This window comes from Streptococcus cristatus (assembly GCF_003943815.1).
Classification (GTDB): Bacteria; Bacillota; Bacilli; order Lactobacillales; family Streptococcaceae; genus Streptococcus; species Streptococcus cristatus_F.
Window position 1 is genome coordinate 91,612 of sequence record NZ_RJNA01000002.1, and the last position, 16,148, is coordinate 107,759.

A 16,148-nucleotide genomic window follows, 5' to 3' on the forward strand; every position below is an offset into this window, starting at 1 on the left:
GATAAATGCTAATGATGTTGCATGAGCAGGGTGATTTCCAATAGCCACTCCTTCAAGCTGTTCTGTAAAACAAAAAAGAGATCCATTCGGATCTCTTCTACATACAATTGAATTATTTAGCGATTTTTGCAAAGTATTCAAGAGTACGTACAAGTTGTGCAGTGTAAGACATTTCGTTGTCGTACCATGATACAACTTTAACCAATTGTTTACCGTCAACGTCAAGAACTTTAGTTTGAGTTGCGTCGAACAATGAACCGTAAGACATACCTACGATATCTGAAGATACGATTGGATCTTCTGTGTAACCGTATGATTCGTTAGCTGCTGCTTTCATAGCTGCATTTACTTCATCAACAGTAACGTTCTTTTCAAGAACTGCTACCAACTCAGTAACTGATCCAGTTGGTGTTGGAACGCGTTGTGCAGAACCATCAAGTTTACCGTTCAATTCTGGGATTACAAGACCGATAGCCTTAGCAGCACCAGTTGAGTTAGGAACGATGTTAGCAGCACCAGCGCGAGCACGACGAAGGTCACCACCACGGTGTGGTCCGTCAAGGATCATTTGGTCACCAGTGTAAGCGTGGATAGTAGTCATCAATCCTTCTACAACACCAAATTTGTCTTGAAGTGCTTTAGCCATTGGAGCCAAACAGTTTGTAGTACATGAAGCACCTGAGATAACTGTTTCAGTACCATCAAGAACGTCGTGGTTAGTGTTAAATACGATTGTTTTAACATCGTTTCCACCAGGAGCAGTGATAACAACTTTCTTAGCTCCACCTTTAAGGTGTTTTTCAGCAGCGTCTTTCTTAGCAAAGAAACCAGTTGCTTCAAGAACGATTTCTACACCGTCAGTAGCCCAATCAATTTGTTCTGGATCACGTTCAGCAGAAACTTTAACGAACTTACCGTTAACTTCGAATCCACCTTCTTTAACTTCAACAGTACCATCGAAACGACCTTGAGTTGTGTCGTATTTCAACAAGTGTGCAAGCATAACTGGATCTGTAAGGTCGTTGATGCGAGTAACTTCAACACCTTCTACGTTTTGGATACGACGGAAAGCAAGACGACCGATACGACCGAAACCGTTAATACCAACTTTAACTACCATTAGTGATTTCCTCCTTATGAAAATCAAAAAAAATTTTATGTGAAAAGAGTAACTTGAATCACTACAAATCACCTTTCAACATATCTATTATATACCTTATTGAGCAAAATTGCAACTGATTTCATTATTATTAACAAGTAACAAATTTTCTTTCATGTATTTTCGATATTTTTCATAAATTCCATATTTTGATTCCATAAAGAAAAAACGCCCGCTAGAAGCGAGCGTCATGTAGTGAATTATTCACCACGGTGTTTCTTAATGATTTCTTCTTGTACTGATTTAGGTACATCTTCGTAGTGGTCAAATACCATCATGAAGGTACCACGTCCTTGTGTTGCAGAACGAAGAACAGTCGCATAACCAAACATTTCAGCAAGTGGAACATAAGCACGAACGATTTGGCTGTTACCATGTGCTTCCATACCGTCAACACGTCCACGACGAGCTGTTACGTGACCCATAACATCACCAAGGTTTTCTTCGGGAACAGTGATGGTTACAAGCATCATTGGCTCAAGGATAGCTGGTTGTGCAGTCTTAGCAGCTTCTTTCAAAGCAAGTGAAGCCGCAACCTTGAAGGCTGTTTCAGATGAGTCGACATCGTGGTATGAACCATCGTAAAGTTTAGCTTTCACGTCAACGATTGGGTAGCCAGCAAGGACACCATTCGCCATTGACTCAATCAAACCTTTTTCAACCGCTGGGATGAATTCACGAGGAACCACACCACCGACGATAGCATTTTCAAACTCGAAGCCTTTTCCTTCTTCGTTTGGAGTAAATTCAATCCATACATCACCGAATTGACCTTTACCACCAGACTGGCGTTTGAAGAATCCACGTGCTTGAGTAGAAGCGCGGAATGTTTCACGGTAAGATACTTGAGGAGCACCTACGTTTGCTTCAACCTTGAACTCACGACGCATACGGTCAACAAGGACATCCAAGTGAAGCTCACCCATACCAGAGATAACTGTTTCACCAGTTTCAACGTTTGTTTCAACGCGGAATGTTGGATCTTCTTCAGCCAATTTTTGAAGGGCAATACCCATCTTGTCTTGGTCTGCTTTAGATTTTGGCTCAACCATCAATTGGATCACTGGTTCTGGAACGTTGATTGACTCAAGGATGATTTTAGCTTTTTCATCTGTCAATGAATCACCAGTAGTTGTATCCTTCAAACCAATAGCAGCTGCAATATCACCAGCATAAACGGTTTCGATTTCTTGGCGACTATTGGCATGTAATTGCACAAGACGTCCGATGCGCTCACGTTTACCTTTCGAAGTGTTCATTACGTAAGAACCTGATTGAAGTACACCTGAGTAAACACGGAAGAATGTCAAACGACCTACGAATGGGTCAGTCATGATCTTGAAGGCAAGAGCTGCGAATGGCTCTTCATCAGATGCAGGACGAGTTTCTTCTTCGTCTGTATCTGGGTTGATACCTTTGATCGCTGGGATGTCAAGTGGGCTTGGAAGGTAATCGATAACCGCATCAAGCATCAATTGAACACCCTTGTTCTTGAAGGCAGAACCACACAATACTGGGAAGAATTCAACATTGATTGTTGCTTTACGGATACCAGCTTTCAATTCTTCGTTAGTGATTTCTTCACCCTCAAGGTACTTCATCATCAATTCTTCATCAGTTTCAGCAACTGCTTCCACCAATTTTTCACGATATTCTTGAGCTTGGTCAAGGTACTCAGCTGGAATATCTTCTTCAAGAATATCTGTACCAAGGTCGTTGGTATAGATTTCAGCTTTCATCTTGATCAAGTCGATGATACCACGGAAGTCATCTTCAGCACCGATTGGCAATTGAATTGGATGAGCATTTGCTTGAAGACGGTCGTGAAGAGTGCTTACTGAGTAAAGGAAGTCAGCACCGATTTTGTCCATTTTGTTAGCAAATACGATACGTGGAACTCCGTACTCAGTTGCTTGGCGCCAAACTGTTTCAGTTTGAGGCTCAACACCTGATTGTGAATCAAGAACGGTAACCGCACCATCCAATACACGAAGAGAGCGTTGTACTTCGATTGTGAAGTCCACGTGTCCTGGTGTGTCGATGATGTTTACGCGGTGGTTGTTCCATTGAGCTGTTGTCGCAGCAGATGTGATAGTGATACCACGTTCTTGCTCTTGCTCCATCCAGTCCATTTGTGACGCACCTTCGTGAGTTTCACCGATTTTGTGGATTTTACCAGTATAGTAAAGGATACGCTCAGTTGTAGTTGTCTTACCAGCATCGACGTGAGCCATGATACCGATATTACGAGTTTTTTCAAGTGAAAATTCGCGTGCCATGAGGTTAGTTTCTCCTATTTTTTTATTTTACAATCTATTATAACATTATTTAGAAAAAACGGATAGGCAGGACCTACCCGTTCTCAATGTTTATCTTGTTTTTTGTTGGTTTCAACTTACAAGACGATCAGTTGAATTATAGCTCAGAATAATATTTTTAGCTAATTTGAACCCGAGCGAGGCCCTGCGCAAAAAAGACAAACTGCTTTGTGTTCTTCAAACACTGCATCAGTTTCCTATTTTTGCCTTGTGCCTTTAGCGCCCTTGGTATCATGATCTTACCAACGGAAGTGTGCGAAGGCACGGTTAGCTTCAGCCATACGGTGAGTATCTTCGCGTTTCTTAACTGCTGCACCAGTGTTGTTAGCAGCATCCATGATTTCTTTTGCAAGACGATCTTGCATAGTATGTTCACCACGACCACGTGAAATTGTTACCAACCAACGAAGTCCAAGTGTAGTACGACGTTCTGGACGAACTTCAACCGGTACTTGGTAGTTTGAACCACCGACACGGCGTGCACGTACTTCAAGAACAGGCATGATGTTTTCCATCGCTGTTTCAAATACTTCAAGTGCATCATTTCCAGTAGCTTCTTTGATTTGCTCAAAAGCTCCGTAAACGATAGAAGCTGCTGTACCACGCTTACCATCAAGCATAACGCGGTTGATAAGACGAGTAACTAATTGTGAATTGTAAAGCGGATCTGGCAATACTTCGCGCTTAGGCGCACGGTTTTTACGACTCATTTATCTTTATCCCCTTTCTTTATGCTTTTGGACGCTTAGTACCGTATTTAGAACGGCCTTGCTTACGGTCAGTAACACCTGCTGTATCAAGTGCACCACGAACGATATGGTAACGTACCCCTGGAAGGTCTTTTACACGTCCACCACGAAGAAGCACTACGCTGTGCTCTTGCAAGTTGTGTCCGATACCTGGGATGTAAGCTGTAACTTCGATCAAGTTGCTCAAACGTACACGGGCAAATTTACGAAGGGCTGAGTTAGGCTTCTTAGGTGTCATAGTTCCGACACGAGTTGCAACACCACGTTTTTGTGGTGAAGATACGTTTGTTTGAACTTTTTTGTGGCTGTTGTAACCAACGTTCAAAGCTGGTGATTTAGATTTTTCTACTTTTGATTTACGCGGTTTGCGAACCAATTGGTTAATTGTAGGCATCTACATTCTCCTGTATTTTTTTAATTTTGGTGATGATACACTTGGTGACAGCTACCATCTGTGTGTACTTTTGCAACATTTGTCAGCACGTCTCTGTACACTTTTGAGAGACCAAAAGTAAAAAGTACCGTTTATCATTGTAACACAGAAGCATATCCTCGTCAATAGGTTTTCTTAATTTTTGACTTATCTTCACTTCTTAATCAACCTTTTGCTTGATTATTATCATCTTAAAGATCTGAAAATATGCTACAACAGATTGTTGATAAACACTTAAATACTAATCAAAATATGTATTCAATTCTATTTTTCACTTGAAGTCTGGGAAGGAACCACCGTATTTGAAGAGGCGCCCGAAGTATCTGAAGACGGGCTTGGTATCTCCGAAGATGGACTTGGGGTAACTTCTGGACTAGAGGATGGTGCAGGAGTCGAACTTTCTTGTGGCTGTATTCGTGGTTCGATGGAGATGGCAGGTGTTCGATAAACTGGCGCAACAGGCGTAGGAGAGAACGACTGCTGCTGGTCTGAATCAGGTTCAGTGGATTCCTCAGGTGTCTTCATTGCATCTTTTACGGCTTGAATTCGACCTTGGAACTTAGCTTTGGCTTCCTCATCTTTTACCTTGTCAACCGCTGCTTGTGCTTGAGTCACACTTTCATCGGTACGCTCTTCTTCTAACTTTTTAACAGCTACTTCAGCATCCTGAATCGTATTATCTTCTGACGATGTTTTCTTAGTAGAACTAGCTTTACTGGAGCTTGAACGTCTACTGTAACTAACTGTTTTGGCGGAGCCCGTATTCTTCTGAGCTGGTTTTAAAAATATAAGTCCAGAAACCAAGATAAGCAGCATTATTGCCAGGATCCCTAAACGAACAAGGTTAGAAGCTCTCTCTAATTTATCAAAAATATTTCTCATAATTTTTTCCTAAAGTTAATCAAATATATTCCCAATCTCAACATCAATCGTATTTGATTTAACGTCGATATTGGTCACCTTTAACAGTGATTTGTATTCTAGATGATCGCGATTGGCTTGCGCATTGTCTGCAAAGACCGCTACTCCTGCCAACTCCGAATCAAACTCAGACAGAAGGCTAATCATCCCATTAACCGTTCCGCCTCCCTTGAGAAAGTCATCAACAATCAGTACCCGACTGCCAGCTTTTAGGCTACGTTTTGAGAGGAACATTTTCTCAATCCGATCTCCGCTAGAGCCAGAGACATAGTTGACACTGACCGTAGATCCCTCGGTGATTTTCAAATCGCGACGGACAATGACAAAGGGAACATTCAAGACATTAGCGACAGCATTGGCCAAGGGAACCCCCTTGGTCGCCACTGTCATAACGGCATCAATCTTTTGATCTTTAAAAGCTTTGGCAATGATGCGGCCAATATTATTGAGGATAGATGGCGTACTGAGCAAATCTGATAAGTAGATATAGCCGCCAGGAAGGATTCGATTACTCTCAGACAGCTGATCGCGGAGGTCTTGAACGATAGCCTTGGCCTCCTTTTCTGAAATGGAAGGAGTGAAGACGACACCTCCTCCAGCACCGGTAATTGTCTCAATCGTACCAATTTCGATTTCTTCAAAGGCACGTTTGATAATCACGATGTCTTCTGAAATGGAAGACTTGGCAGACTCATATTTTTCTGCAAATGTGTTTAAACTTGTTAATTGGTAAGGATGGTTAATCAAGTAATTGGAAATAACCACCATGCGCTCACTTCTTCTTAATTTCATTTTTTCACCAATTCGACTCCATCAAAATCAGCCACAAACTAATCTGAGAACCTAGCTCTTCTCGCATAGAGCAGTATATCAGCTCTTTCAATTCAAAGTTTGGAGTGATTTCTATGAATATTTATTTTATTTTTTTCATTATATCATACTATATCAAAAAAACGAACATTATACTAAATATAATGCCCATTTTTCGTATTTCACTTATCAATTTTTGGTTTATAGAAGGAACGATTTTCCAATGCGAATATTTTATTGGTCATTTCTCCCGGAGCAACGAGAGACAGAGCCGTGGTCATCATCATCATTTCCGCATCCAGATTGTCAATCATGTGTAGGATTTCTGCTTCCATAATCTTTGGACGAACGGGACTGCCGTATTCGAGGAGACCGTGATGACTGAGGAGGACGTGGCGCAAAACAATGACATCTTCCTTGGTATCATCAATTTTCAGCTCTGCCAAGGTTTTGGTCAATTCTTCGTCAATCAGCGCAATATGGCCAATCAGATTGCCTCGCACGGTGTATTCCGTATTTTCTGGACCGCTCAACTCAATGACTTTGGCTAAGTCGTGCAACATAATCCCCGCAAAAAGAAGGCTCTTATTAAGCTGAGGATAGATGTCACCAATCGCATCTGCTAGCTTGACCATGGTAGCTGTATGAAAAGCGAGTCCTGATTCAAAAGCATGGTGATTGGTTTTCGCTGCTGGGTAAGAATAGAATTCCTTATCGTATTTGCTGTAAAGGGAGCGCACCACGCGCTGCCAGACTTGATTTTCAATCTTGAAAATCATTTGCGCCAGATATTCCCGCAGTTCTTTTTGATCAACAGGTGGTTTTTCTTTGAAATCAGCAGGATTATTAGGCTCGCCGGCCTTTGGCAGACGTAAAGTCAGCTGATTAACCTGAGGGGTGTTATTGTAGACCTCGCGGCGTCCTTGCATGTGAACGACTTTCCCCGCTGTAAATTCCGCCACATTATGGGGCTGGGCATCCCATAATTTCCCCTCAATCACTCCAGTGTCATCTTGGAAAGTGAAGGCGAGGTAATTCTTCCCAGCTCTAGTCTGTCGGACTTCTGCTGACTTAATCAGATAAAAGCCTTCAAACATCTCATCTTTTTTCATTTGATTAATTTTCATAGTCTTCCCTTTCATCTGGAATATCGAGCAAGTGTAAATGAAGGTCTTGGTCAGACAATTCAATATGCCGCAGCGTTCTTTCAATGGCATTGGTTCGTCGAGTCAGTAGCTCATCAATGCTGCCAGAAGCGTTCTTCAGATGTTTCTGAGCCTTGGCTAGAATACCGCCAAACTTATTGAATTCCAGCTTGACACTGCCCAGAACCTTGCTGATGTCATCTGCGCTACGTTGGATGTTTAGGGTTTTAAAGCCAACTGAGAGAGAGTTGAGCAGGGCTGACAAGGTAGACGGTCCAGCTACGACAATCTGCTCATCTCGCCGCAAACCGTCGAAAAACTCTGGATTGCGAACTACTTCAGAATAGAGACCTTCCGTTGGCAAAAACATAATCCCAAAATTAGTCGTAGCTGGCGGAGCTAGATATTTACTGTTGATGTCCTTGGCAAAACGCTTGACGCTAGCCAACAGCGACTTGCGATAAAGTTCAATCTCTTCCTTGTTGCTCGATTCATAAGCCTCTTCCAAGCGGTAATAATCCGCCAGAGGAAATTTGGAATCGATGGGCAGGTAGACATAGTCCTGATCCGTCTGTCCCGGCAATTTGATGGCATACTCCACGCGCTCACTAGAACCTGCCACTGTGGCAAATTCTCGCTCATACTGGCTGGGTGTCATGATGTCTTCGATAATTTGTCCCAGCTGGAGCTCGCCCATAATACCGCGGGTCTTGGTATTGGAAAGAACCTTATTGAGACTGCCAACATCCCGAGCCACTGTCTGCATCTCTCCTAAACCACGATTGACAGATTCTAGCTGCTTGGACACCGTCTCAAAGGAGGTCTGTAGGCGACTCTTCAGAGTCTTCTCCAATTTTTCCTCAACGGTCTGGCGCATCTGCTCCAGCCGCAGGTCATTGGACTCCTGAATCTGACGCATCCGCTCATCGGTTTTGTCTCGATTTTTGCTGAAACTATCCGCCATTTCGGTTCGCAAATCCGTCAAATGGAGATGCAAATCTGTTCGAACTTCTGCTAGCCGATCGCCCAGAACCAGTTCTAGCTCTTTTTGCCGAAGAGCTTCCTGCTGCCTTTCCTGCTCAAAGCGATAGTCCAGCTGGTCGGACAGATGATCTTCCTGCTCTTCTAGCAAGACTTTGATTGCCTGCTCCTGCTGCCCCTGTCTCTGCCAGAAGAAATAGAGAAAGACCAGATTGATGATAAGCAGGATGATGATGATATATTCCATATCAACTCCTATCTTTACTGTAAATAACAACCGTATAACCCTTGTCAAAGGATAAAAATACAGGTCTATCTATAAATTCGTTAGAAGCATAGACTTTTTTAAAGAAAAAATTCCTTTCATTTAAAGGATATTTAGCTCCTTCAATGGTCAAAGGAACATCCTCTGTCGGCATAAAGGCTAGATAGTCCATCCCTTCCACTGGCTTGATTTCATGACGGCCAGAAGGCACATAGCGGATGCAATTCTGGGCATCAACTAAGATCAGCTGCTCCATATAGGGAGCGATCTTATCGTTGCTGGGTAAGAAAATGTTGGCCAGAGCATGGTCTAGACGACCGCCAAAAGCGCCGAAAATCGTCAGATAAGCATCTGGATAGCGCTCAAGACAAGCCAGAACGGCCAATTCCAAGTCCGTATCATCCTTTTCAGGCTGAGCCTGAATTACTTCCTTGGCACCAGCTTTTATGCGCAGCAATTCTTCTTCAGATACAGAATCAAAATCACCAACCGCTAAGTCCAGAGGCAATCCCTGCTTTAGCAAATAAAAGGCGCCACGATCAACTCCGACAAAGATATCAAAATCCCTATTGAGCTCAGTCAAATCACCGCCAGCAAACAGAGCAATCCTAGGCATCTAACGCATCCCTCAAGGTCTGAACTTGATGACTGACATCACCTTTGAAGACATAGCTACCGGCCACAAAAATATTGGCGCCAGCTTCTCTAGCCAGCTGAATCGTCTTATCGTCAATCCCTCCGTCAACCTCAATATCAAAGTTCAGCTGATTGGCCTCTCGCAAAGCGACCAGTTCACGAATCTTATCCATGGTTTCTGGCAGAAAAGCCTGACCACCAAAGCCTGGATTGACTGTCATGACTAGGACCTGATCCACTAGATTCAAGACATTTTTAATCGCTTCAACTGGCGTTCCTGGATTGATAACAACGCTAGGCTTGACACCTGCTGCACGAATCTTCTGCAAAGCCCCATGAATATGCGGAGTCGCTTCAACATGGATGCTGATAATATCTGCACCCGCCCGAGCGAATTCCTCGATATGATGCTCAGGATTGGACACCATGAGATGACAATCAAAAACCATCTTGCTGTGGGGACGCATACTTGCTACAACACCGGCACCAAAGCTGATATTAGGGACAAAATGGCCATCCATGACATCCAAATGGGCATACTCCGCCCCGCTAGCTTCTAGCTTTTTCAACTCAGTCTCAAAATTAGCATAATCCGCACTCAAAACAGAGGGAGCAATTTTAAATGTTTTCATGATAGTTCCTTTCTCTATTTAGGAAGTTTTTTAGCTGTCTTTTTATAGGTTTCACGGCGATTCTCGATTTCACTGAGAAATTGCAGGTAATTTTCGAAACGAAAAGCAGCAATTTGCCGGGCTTCTACGGCTGGTTTGACGGCACAAGCCGGTTCATGTGTATGGGTACAAGTGCGGAACTTGCAGTCCCGGCTGATTTCGGCAATTTCTGGAAAGGCGGCATTCAGGTCTTCTGCCTTGTCTACTTCATAGTCTAAGGAAGAAAAGCCCGGAGTGTCCGCAATCTTTCCACCATTTAGGTTATAAAAGCTGACCGCCCGTGTCGTATGGCGACCCCGCCCCAGACTTTCAGAAATCTCTCCTGTCTCTAATTGCAAATCTGGTGCAATTTTATTGAGCAGAGTGGACTTCCCAACACCAGTCTGACCCATGAAAACTGTAATTTTCCCCGTCAGCAGTGGCAATAAATCCTCGACAGACCGGACCACCTGATAGCCAATCCGCTGATAGGCCTGAACATAAGTATCCAAGCTGGCTTCATCCTCCAACAGATCCAACTTACTCAGATAGATGAGAGGGTGGATGCCCTTGTGCTCCAGAAGCACCAGAAAACGATCCAAGAGATTGTCATTGAAGTCTGGCTCCTTGGCACTCATGATGACAACTGCCTGATCAATGTTGACAATGGGTGGCCGCACCAAACTATTTTTACGCTCGGCTATTTTTAAAATGTAGCCTTCGGAATCCTTGTCCGCTGAAAACTCAACATGATCGCCAACATAAGGCGTTTGTCCTTTTTTGCGGAAATTCCCACGCGCTCTGGTCTGATACACCTGCCCATCTGACTCTACATAATAAAAGCCAGCCAAGGCTTTGATAATTATTCCTTGCAAGACTGCTCCTTTAAAGTTAATACAATTATTATATCAAAAAAACATATATTTGGCTTTTACTATTGGCATTTTCAAAAAATATGTTATAATAAAAAGCAAGCGGAGGTGGTGGAACGGCAGACACGCATGCTTCAGGCGCATGTGCCCGTACGGGTGTGAGGGTTCAAATCCCTTCCTCCGCATCGAACAGGAACTCTTGTCCAAGTTGACAAGAGTTTTTCTTTTAAAAATTCACAAAAGCACCTTGCAATTTATTTCAGAAAAACCAGCCATTTTCAAAAAAGGGCTGGTTTTCAATATCTTATAGACCTTGCGCCTTCAAAGCATCCGCCAGACGGGCAAAGTCTGCCAAAGTCAAGGCTTCTCCCCGAACACTTGGAGATAAGTCAGCTCGTTCTAAAGCTGCTGTCAGTTTGCCTTTAGTCTCCTCTGACTTCCCAAAATAACTGGTCAGGTTATTCCAGAGAGTCTTCCGACGGTGGACAAAACTGGCCTTGGAGACCTTGAAAAAGAATTTCTCGTCCTGTACCGCAACTGCAGGCTGGTCTCTGCGCACCATCTTGAGAATAGCCGAATCCACATTTGGTGCTGGCACAAAGACTGTCCGCGGCACGATAAAGGCAACCTTGGCCGTCATGTAATACTGCACCGCAATCGACAAACTGCCGTAGGCCTTGGTATTCGGCTGAGCTGATATCCGATCTGCCACTTCTTTTTGCATCATAACGACGAATTCACTAAAAGGAATTCCGCTTTCAATCAAATGCATGAGAATCGGCGTCGTGATGTAGTAGGGCAAATTTGCCACTACCTTGATAGGCAGGTCTGGATTCTTAAACTCTGCTATGTACTGAGCCAGATCAACCTTGAGAATATCCTGATTGACCACTGTCACATTGTCAAAATCGCGCAGAGTATCCGCCAAAATCGGCACCAGACGGTCATCAATCTCAAAGGCCATAACCTCTGCAGCACTTTCCGCCAAAAATTCTGTCAAAGCACCAATTCCGGGACCAATTTCGATAACATTGACCTTTTTATCAATCTCGGCTGTATCCACAATCTTCTGGAGGATGTTGGTATCCGTCAGGAAATTCTGACCGAACGATTTTTTAAAGGTGAAACCGTGACGCTCCAGAATGGCACGGGTCACACTATAGTCTGCAATTCTCATTTTCTCTCTTTCCTATCTCTTAGCCATCATATAAAAAATCAACCGAATTACTAGTGCCAATAAAAACAAATATATGACCCCATTACCTCGCTTGTTCTCTTTTGCTTCGACCCCAGTCTCATCAAGCACTTGATCATCTTCTTGGACTTGCTCTTGTTTAGGTTTAGCTTCTTGACGTTGTACTAGCTTATCTTCTTGAACTTGGACTTGCTCAGCTTCTTGGACTTGCACTTGTTTATCTTTTGGGCGTTGCATTTTCTTCAACTCATCTTGGTATGCAACCGAGTCTAGAATATTGTCTTCTGGCAACAATTTTGAGGCATAATAATCAGGAAACCCCATGGCAAGCCCAATCAAGTTCGTACCTGTTAAAGAAAAATCCAATTCTTGGGGTTGATTTCCCTGAATTGCTCGGATGTTTTTTAAAAGCTTACGCGAAGCTATAGACAATCCGTCCATAGAAGCAACTTCTAAAATATCAAATCCTAGCATGTCACCATCTTTGACATTTGCAAGAATATAGCGAACAAAATCATCATATAGTTGCAAGGCCTGAGGGGCATTCTTTTCTAAAAAGGTCCGATTTTTGAGGGAATTTTTCTGGAATTTTTCAATAGGAAGTAAGATGTTAAATTTTTTCCATAGAATACTAGGCATTCGCAAATCTTTTTCATCCCAAAATAATTGCCAAAAAAAGGAATTGTGTAAACGCCCTCCGTTAGAATACGTGCCTCATCGCCGTTTTTTAAATAAATATAGCTTCTATTTGCCATGTCATCTCCCTTCACAATTTTTTATTAAAGTTTAAATTTCCGTTAAAGTCACACCAAACAGTTCCAAACGCTTGAGTCGCCTCTGTTTCCACCATTACCAATACAGATGCTTGCTAATTCGTTATTCGTTATCTTTTAAGGAGGTCATTTGCTCAAGTAAGGTGTAAAGTTTTTTCTGTCCTTCTTCCTCGTAAGCAAATGCATTAGCCTTAACTTCTTTGCATTTCTCGTCATACAAAAATCCCTCATAGCCATCTTCTATAGATAATGCTGTATAGACTTTCGCCATTTCTTCAGGACTCATCGAAAATCTTGACTTAATTTTATACAGATTTTTCATAAAAACGCTGAGGCGATCATAGCGGCGCATATCTACTTTGACATTGGTCACACGGACCGCCTGAACCTTGATACCTTTCCAATGTTTCCGCATATAAAGCGACAGCATCAACAAGGCCAGTTTATTCTGATAATAGGTCTTAGCGGGACTATAATGTTTTTGACCGGATAAATTTTCAAAATCAAGCTTCATGAAAGGATAAAGCACCAGCCCTTGGGAAGAAATATTAATAATCCGACCACTTTCTGACTTTTCCAACAAGCCTCTCAACAAGGTAGAAAGCAAGAAGGGAGCTACCACATTGGTTGCAAACTGCTTCTCCAAACCGTCTTTGGTCAGAATCGGCTTTTTGATTGATAAGTCAAAATCGGCCGCATTGTTAATGAAAACATCTAAAGTCTGTTCTTTTTGGATGTACTGTTCTACTGCTTTCCTGACGCTCTTCATATCAGATAAATCAACCAAGATGTAATCTACATGCGGATTTCCTGTTTGTTGACGGATTTTTTCACAGGCTTGCTCAGCAGCTTCTTTTCGCCGACAAAACAAAGTCACTGACCAATCCTTTTCAGCCAACTGTTTCGCAGCCTGATAGCCAATACCGCTATTGCCGCCCGTAATAATTACTTTTTTCATTTCTGACTCCGTTAGAATGAATATTTAAGCATGGTTTCTTCCACTTCCGCCAAGGTCACGCCAAACAGTTCCAGCCGCTTGAGTAGCTGCTTGCCGTTAGAATAACCGATACGAAGCTCTTCTCCTAGATACTCTCGACGCTGACGGCTGTCGCTTCCTAGGAGCAATCCCAGCCGCATAAGGTCATTCTTTGTTACATCAAAATCACTGCTTGACTCAAAATGGCTGGTCACCCCAGTGAGGGCTGTTTTTAAGTCTTCAAAACTCGCATGCTCAATGCCTAATGAGCGCCCTTTGGTCTTGGACTTAGGAGCTGCTTCGTCACGTTTGAGAAAGGCATGTTGGACAGTAGGAATTTCCGTCATAATCAGACGGCGAATCCGCTCGCCATTGAAATCAGGGTCTGTAAAGACAATGACACCATGTAAGTCCTGCAAGCGACGAATCCGTTCGATATCGGCATCGCTGATAGCGGAGCCTCTCGTTTCATAAGTCTCAACATCAAAATAGCGCTTGAGATTGGCTGTGTCATCACGCCCTTCCACAACGACCACTTGCGGGATTTTTATCTTTTCAGTCAAGCCCAAACACCTTCTTTGCATTTTCATAGGTCGCCTGCGCTACTTCTTCGACCGCCAACCCACGCAGTTCAGCAATTTTCTCCACAACATAGCGAGTATAGGCTGTTTTGTTTTCTCGGCCGCGTTTGGGAACAGGCGCCAAGTAAGGTGCATCCGTCTCGACGAGGATTTTGTCCAAAGGCAGATTCTGCGCAGCCTCCTGAATATCCGTTGCTTTTTTAAAGGTGACGACTCCAGAAAAGGAAATCATCATCCCCAGCTCGATAAAGCGCTCTGCCATTTCCAAAGAACCCGAATAAGAGTGCATGATACCGCCACGAGGGCCTACACCCTCACTTTTGATAATCTCATAGGTGTCCTCTAAAGCGTCGCGCGTGTGGACGACAAAAGGCAGGTCTAACTCTTTGGACAGCTGGATTTGTCGGCGAAATACTTGCTCTTGCACTTCCTTGGGCGCTGTCATCCAGTGATAATCCAGACCAATCTCGCCCAAAGCCACTACTTTTGGATGAGCAAGCTTGTCCAGCAGATAGGCTTCCACCGCCTCATCATAAGTCCCAGCCTCAGTCGGATGCCAGCCAATCGTAGCGTAAATCTGCTCATAATTGTCGACCAACTCCAAGGCGCGCTCAATGGTCGGCCGGTCAAAACCGACAACATTCATATTGCTGACACCCATTTCTGCAGCTAGCTGGAGCTCCTCTGCCTCTCGACCAGCAAATTCTTCCACATTTAAATGCGTGTGTGTATCAAAAATTTTCATGCTTTACTTCCTTGTATTTCCTGCCTTTCATTATACCAAAAAAGTCAGTTAAAGGGGCAAGAGCTTTACTTTCTCTCCATCTATTCCAGCGGGTATTTACTATTTTTTCAACGCCTATAAAAAATAATTTTACTGTTTCTTGATAATTTTTTATTATTTTTCGATATTTTATTATTGATTATCGATATATTTTGTGATATAGTAAATAAAAATAGAAATTATTTGGAGGAATCCATGTCAAAGACAAGACAAAAAACAGCTGAAGATATAAGCATTGTGCTTACAAAAATCAGCCTCAGCATTTTATTTATTGCTTCCATTGTCCTGATAGCCATCGGACCTTGGGTAGTCAGCCTAGTCATCGAATTTCCCTCTCCTTTCTTTCAGGGAGAAAGTCGCTATTGGATATTGTTGCTTCTAGGCTATGTCTTGGGCTGCCTGGCTCTGACCTGTATCGTACATCTCTATCGGCTCCTCAGCCGCATCGGGAAAAATCAGGTCTTTATCAGACAGAATGTACAGTATATGCGCTATCTGGGCTGGGAAGTCGGAATGGTCTCCCTCATTTCTTTCTTTATGGGCTTGACAGTCTATATGCCCATGCTCCTCGTAGCCGTTTCTTGCTGCATTTTAACCTTGATTATTCGGGTTATCCGCAATGCTTTTGGCAAGGCAATTGAGCTGCAAGAAGAAGTAGACTACACGATTTAGGAGGGACTATGATTCAGATAAATTTAGACCTTGTCATGGCTCAAAAACGGATTAGTGCTGGACGCTTAGCAGAATTGATTGACCTCACCCCTGCCAACTTGTCCATCTTGAAAAATAACCGAGCCAAGGCAATACGCTTTTCAACACTTAATGCCCTTTGTCGGGAATTGGACTGCCAGCCCGGCGATATTCTTGAATATATCACAGATGAAACCGAGGAGGAATAAA

Annotated in this window: 17 protein-coding genes, 1 tRNA gene and 1 pseudogene; 3 read left to right on the plus strand and 16 right to left on the minus strand. The window is 43.1% G+C overall.

Going from position 1 to position 16,148, the window contains the following annotated elements; translation table 11 throughout:
• Positions 1-112: 112 nt before the first annotated feature.
• From gap to rsgA, 11 genes are all read right to left on the minus strand, one after another.
• Positions 113-1,120: a type I glyceraldehyde-3-phosphate dehydrogenase gene (gene gap / locus D8872_RS01655; protein WP_125389727.1), complete on the minus strand. Its 1,008-nt coding sequence runs from the start codon at positions 1,118-1,120 to the stop codon at positions 113-115.
• A 239-nt stretch (positions 1,121-1,359) separates the two neighbouring features.
• Positions 1,360-3,438 (minus strand): elongation factor G, encoded by a 2,079-nt coding sequence (fusA, locus tag D8872_RS01660; RefSeq protein WP_125389728.1) that lies wholly within the window; start codon positions 3,436-3,438, stop codon positions 1,360-1,362.
• A 278-nt stretch (positions 3,439-3,716) separates the two neighbouring features.
• Complete coding sequence (gene rpsG, locus D8872_RS01665; RefSeq protein ID WP_005591659.1) at positions 3,717-4,187, minus strand: 30S ribosomal protein S7; 471 nt, start codon at positions 4,185-4,187, stop codon at positions 3,717-3,719.
• Positions 4,188-4,206: 19 nt separating this feature from the next.
• A complete protein-coding gene (rpsL, locus tag D8872_RS01670) occupies positions 4,207-4,620 on the minus strand; it encodes a 30S ribosomal protein S12 (protein ID WP_005591658.1) in 414 nt (137 codons plus the stop codon).
• 303 nt (positions 4,621-4,923) lie between these two features.
• The gene (locus D8872_RS01680; protein WP_125371182.1) at positions 4,924-5,541 is read right to left on the minus strand and encodes a hypothetical protein; all 618 of its coding nucleotides are present in this window, start codon (positions 5,539-5,541) and stop codon (positions 4,924-4,926) included.
• Between the two features lie 15 nt (positions 5,542-5,556).
• The gene (gene purR / locus D8872_RS01685; protein WP_005591656.1) at positions 5,557-6,372 is read right to left on the minus strand and encodes a pur operon repressor; all 816 of its coding nucleotides are present in this window, start codon (positions 6,370-6,372) and stop codon (positions 5,557-5,559) included.
• A 200-nt stretch (positions 6,373-6,572) separates the two neighbouring features.
• The gene (locus tag D8872_RS01690) at positions 6,573-7,517 is read right to left on the minus strand and encodes a 3'-5' exoribonuclease YhaM family protein (RefSeq protein WP_045500508.1); all 945 of its coding nucleotides are present in this window, start codon (positions 7,515-7,517) and stop codon (positions 6,573-6,575) included.
• Complete coding sequence (locus D8872_RS01695; RefSeq protein ID WP_125389729.1) at positions 7,507-8,763, minus strand: DNA recombination protein RmuC; 1,257 nt, start codon at positions 8,761-8,763, stop codon at positions 7,507-7,509. Before D8872_RS01695 ends, D8872_RS01690 begins: the two co-directional genes overlap by 11 nt.
• 1 nt (position 8,764) lies before the next feature.
• A complete protein-coding gene (locus D8872_RS01700; RefSeq protein ID WP_125387284.1) occupies positions 8,765-9,397 on the minus strand; it encodes a thiamine diphosphokinase in 633 nt (210 codons plus the stop codon).
• On the minus strand, positions 9,390-10,049 hold the full coding sequence (gene rpe / locus D8872_RS01705; protein ID WP_125387283.1) for a ribulose-phosphate 3-epimerase: 660 nt from the start codon (positions 10,047-10,049) through the stop codon (positions 9,390-9,392). Before rpe ends, D8872_RS01700 begins: the two co-directional genes overlap by 8 nt.
• 14 nt (positions 10,050-10,063) lie before the next feature.
• Entirely contained in the window at positions 10,064-10,942 is an 879-nt protein-coding gene (gene rsgA, locus D8872_RS01710) for a ribosome small subunit-dependent GTPase A (protein ID WP_125389730.1), read from the minus strand.
• Positions 10,943-11,041: 99 nt separating this feature from the next.
• Here rsgA and D8872_RS01715 point away from each other — a divergent pair.
• Positions 11,042-11,124 (plus strand) — tRNA-Leu (locus D8872_RS01715).
• A gap of 119 nt (positions 11,125-11,243) precedes the next feature.
• On the opposite strand, the gene rsmA is transcribed toward D8872_RS01715, so the two are convergent.
• The 5 genes and pseudogenes from rsmA to D8872_RS01740 all read right to left on the minus strand — a co-directional run bounded on the left by rsmA (position 11,244) and on the right by D8872_RS01740 (position 15,209).
• Positions 11,244-12,116 carry a 16S rRNA (adenine(1518)-N(6)/adenine(1519)-N(6))-dimethyltransferase RsmA gene (gene rsmA / locus D8872_RS01720; protein ID WP_125389731.1) on the minus strand — a complete coding sequence of 291 codons (873 nt, stop codon included), beginning with the start codon at positions 12,114-12,116 and terminating at the stop codon, positions 11,244-11,246.
• Between the two features lie 12 nt (positions 12,117-12,128).
• Positions 12,129-12,889, minus strand: a pseudogene (locus tag D8872_RS01725) (dimethyladenosine transferase).
• Positions 12,890-13,010: 121 nt separating this feature from the next.
• Positions 13,011-13,865, minus strand: coding sequence for an SDR family NAD(P)-dependent oxidoreductase (locus D8872_RS01730; RefSeq protein ID WP_125389732.1), 855 nt, complete (start codon positions 13,863-13,865; stop codon positions 13,011-13,013).
• A gap of 11 nt (positions 13,866-13,876) precedes the next feature.
• The gene (gene rnmV / locus D8872_RS01735) at positions 13,877-14,473 is read right to left on the minus strand and encodes a ribonuclease M5 (RefSeq protein ID WP_125389733.1); all 597 of its coding nucleotides are present in this window, start codon (positions 14,471-14,473) and stop codon (positions 13,877-13,879) included.
• Positions 14,439-15,209, minus strand: a complete 771-nt coding sequence (locus D8872_RS01740) for a TatD family hydrolase (RefSeq protein WP_125389734.1) — start codon at positions 15,207-15,209, stop codon at positions 14,439-14,441. Before D8872_RS01740 ends, rnmV begins: the two co-directional genes overlap by 35 nt.
• 234 nt (positions 15,210-15,443) lie before the next feature.
• On the opposite strand from D8872_RS01740, the gene D8872_RS01745 reads away from it, so the two are divergent.
• On the plus strand, positions 15,444-15,920 hold the full coding sequence (locus D8872_RS01745; protein WP_125389735.1) for a DUF2975 domain-containing protein: 477 nt from the start codon (positions 15,444-15,446) through the stop codon (positions 15,918-15,920).
• Positions 15,921-15,928: 8 nt separating this feature from the next.
• Complete coding sequence (locus D8872_RS01750) at positions 15,929-16,147, plus strand: helix-turn-helix domain-containing protein (RefSeq protein WP_005591644.1); 219 nt, start codon at positions 15,929-15,931, stop codon at positions 16,145-16,147.
• Position 16,148: the final 1 nt, after the last annotated feature.

What these genes read in the sequence shown, in the direction of transcription:
- rpsG (WP_005591659.1), bottom strand. Translation starts at nt 4,187, where the DNA reads ATGAGTCGTAAAAACCGTGCGCCTAAGCGCGAAGTATTGCCAGATCCG.
- rpe (WP_125387283.1), bottom strand. Translation starts at nt 10,049, where the DNA reads ATGAAAACATTTAAAATTGCTCCCTCTGTTTTGAGTGCGGATTATGCT.
- rnmV (WP_125389733.1), bottom strand. Translation starts at nt 14,473, where the DNA reads ATGAAAATGCAAAGAAGGTGTTTGGGCTTGACTGAAAAGATAAAAATC.
- D8872_RS01740 (WP_125389734.1), bottom strand. Translation starts at nt 15,209, where the DNA reads ATGAAAATTTTTGATACACACACGCATTTAAATGTGGAAGAATTTGCT.
- fusA (WP_125389728.1), bottom strand. Translation starts at nt 3,438, where the DNA reads ATGGCACGCGAATTTTCACTTGAAAAAACTCGTAATATCGGTATCATG.
- rpsL (WP_005591658.1), bottom strand. Translation starts at nt 4,620, where the DNA reads ATGCCTACAATTAACCAATTGGTTCGCAAACCGCGTAAATCAAAAGTA.
- D8872_RS01730 (WP_125389732.1), bottom strand. Translation starts at nt 13,865, where the DNA reads ATGAAAAAAGTAATTATTACGGGCGGCAATAGCGGTATTGGCTATCAG.
- purR (WP_005591656.1), bottom strand. Translation starts at nt 6,372, where the DNA reads ATGAAATTAAGAAGAAGTGAGCGCATGGTGGTTATTTCCAATTACTTG.
- D8872_RS01690 (WP_045500508.1), bottom strand. Translation starts at nt 7,517, where the DNA reads ATGAAAATTAATCAAATGAAAAAAGATGAGATGTTTGAAGGCTTTTAT.
- D8872_RS01750 (WP_005591644.1), top strand. Translation starts at nt 15,929, where the DNA reads ATGATTCAGATAAATTTAGACCTTGTCATGGCTCAAAAACGGATTAGT.
- rsmA (WP_125389731.1), bottom strand. Translation starts at nt 12,116, where the DNA reads ATGAGAATTGCAGACTATAGTGTGACCCGTGCCATTCTGGAGCGTCAC.
- D8872_RS01680 (WP_125371182.1), bottom strand. Translation starts at nt 5,541, where the DNA reads ATGAGAAATATTTTTGATAAATTAGAGAGAGCTTCTAACCTTGTTCGT.
- D8872_RS01695 (WP_125389729.1), bottom strand. Translation starts at nt 8,763, where the DNA reads ATGGAATATATCATCATCATCCTGCTTATCATCAATCTGGTCTTTCTC.
- gap (WP_125389727.1), bottom strand. Translation starts at nt 1,120, where the DNA reads ATGGTAGTTAAAGTTGGTATTAACGGTTTCGGTCGTATCGGTCGTCTT.
- D8872_RS01700 (WP_125387284.1), bottom strand. Translation starts at nt 9,397, where the DNA reads ATGCCTAGGATTGCTCTGTTTGCTGGCGGTGATTTGACTGAGCTCAAT.
- D8872_RS01745 (WP_125389735.1), top strand. Translation starts at nt 15,444, where the DNA reads ATGTCAAAGACAAGACAAAAAACAGCTGAAGATATAAGCATTGTGCTT.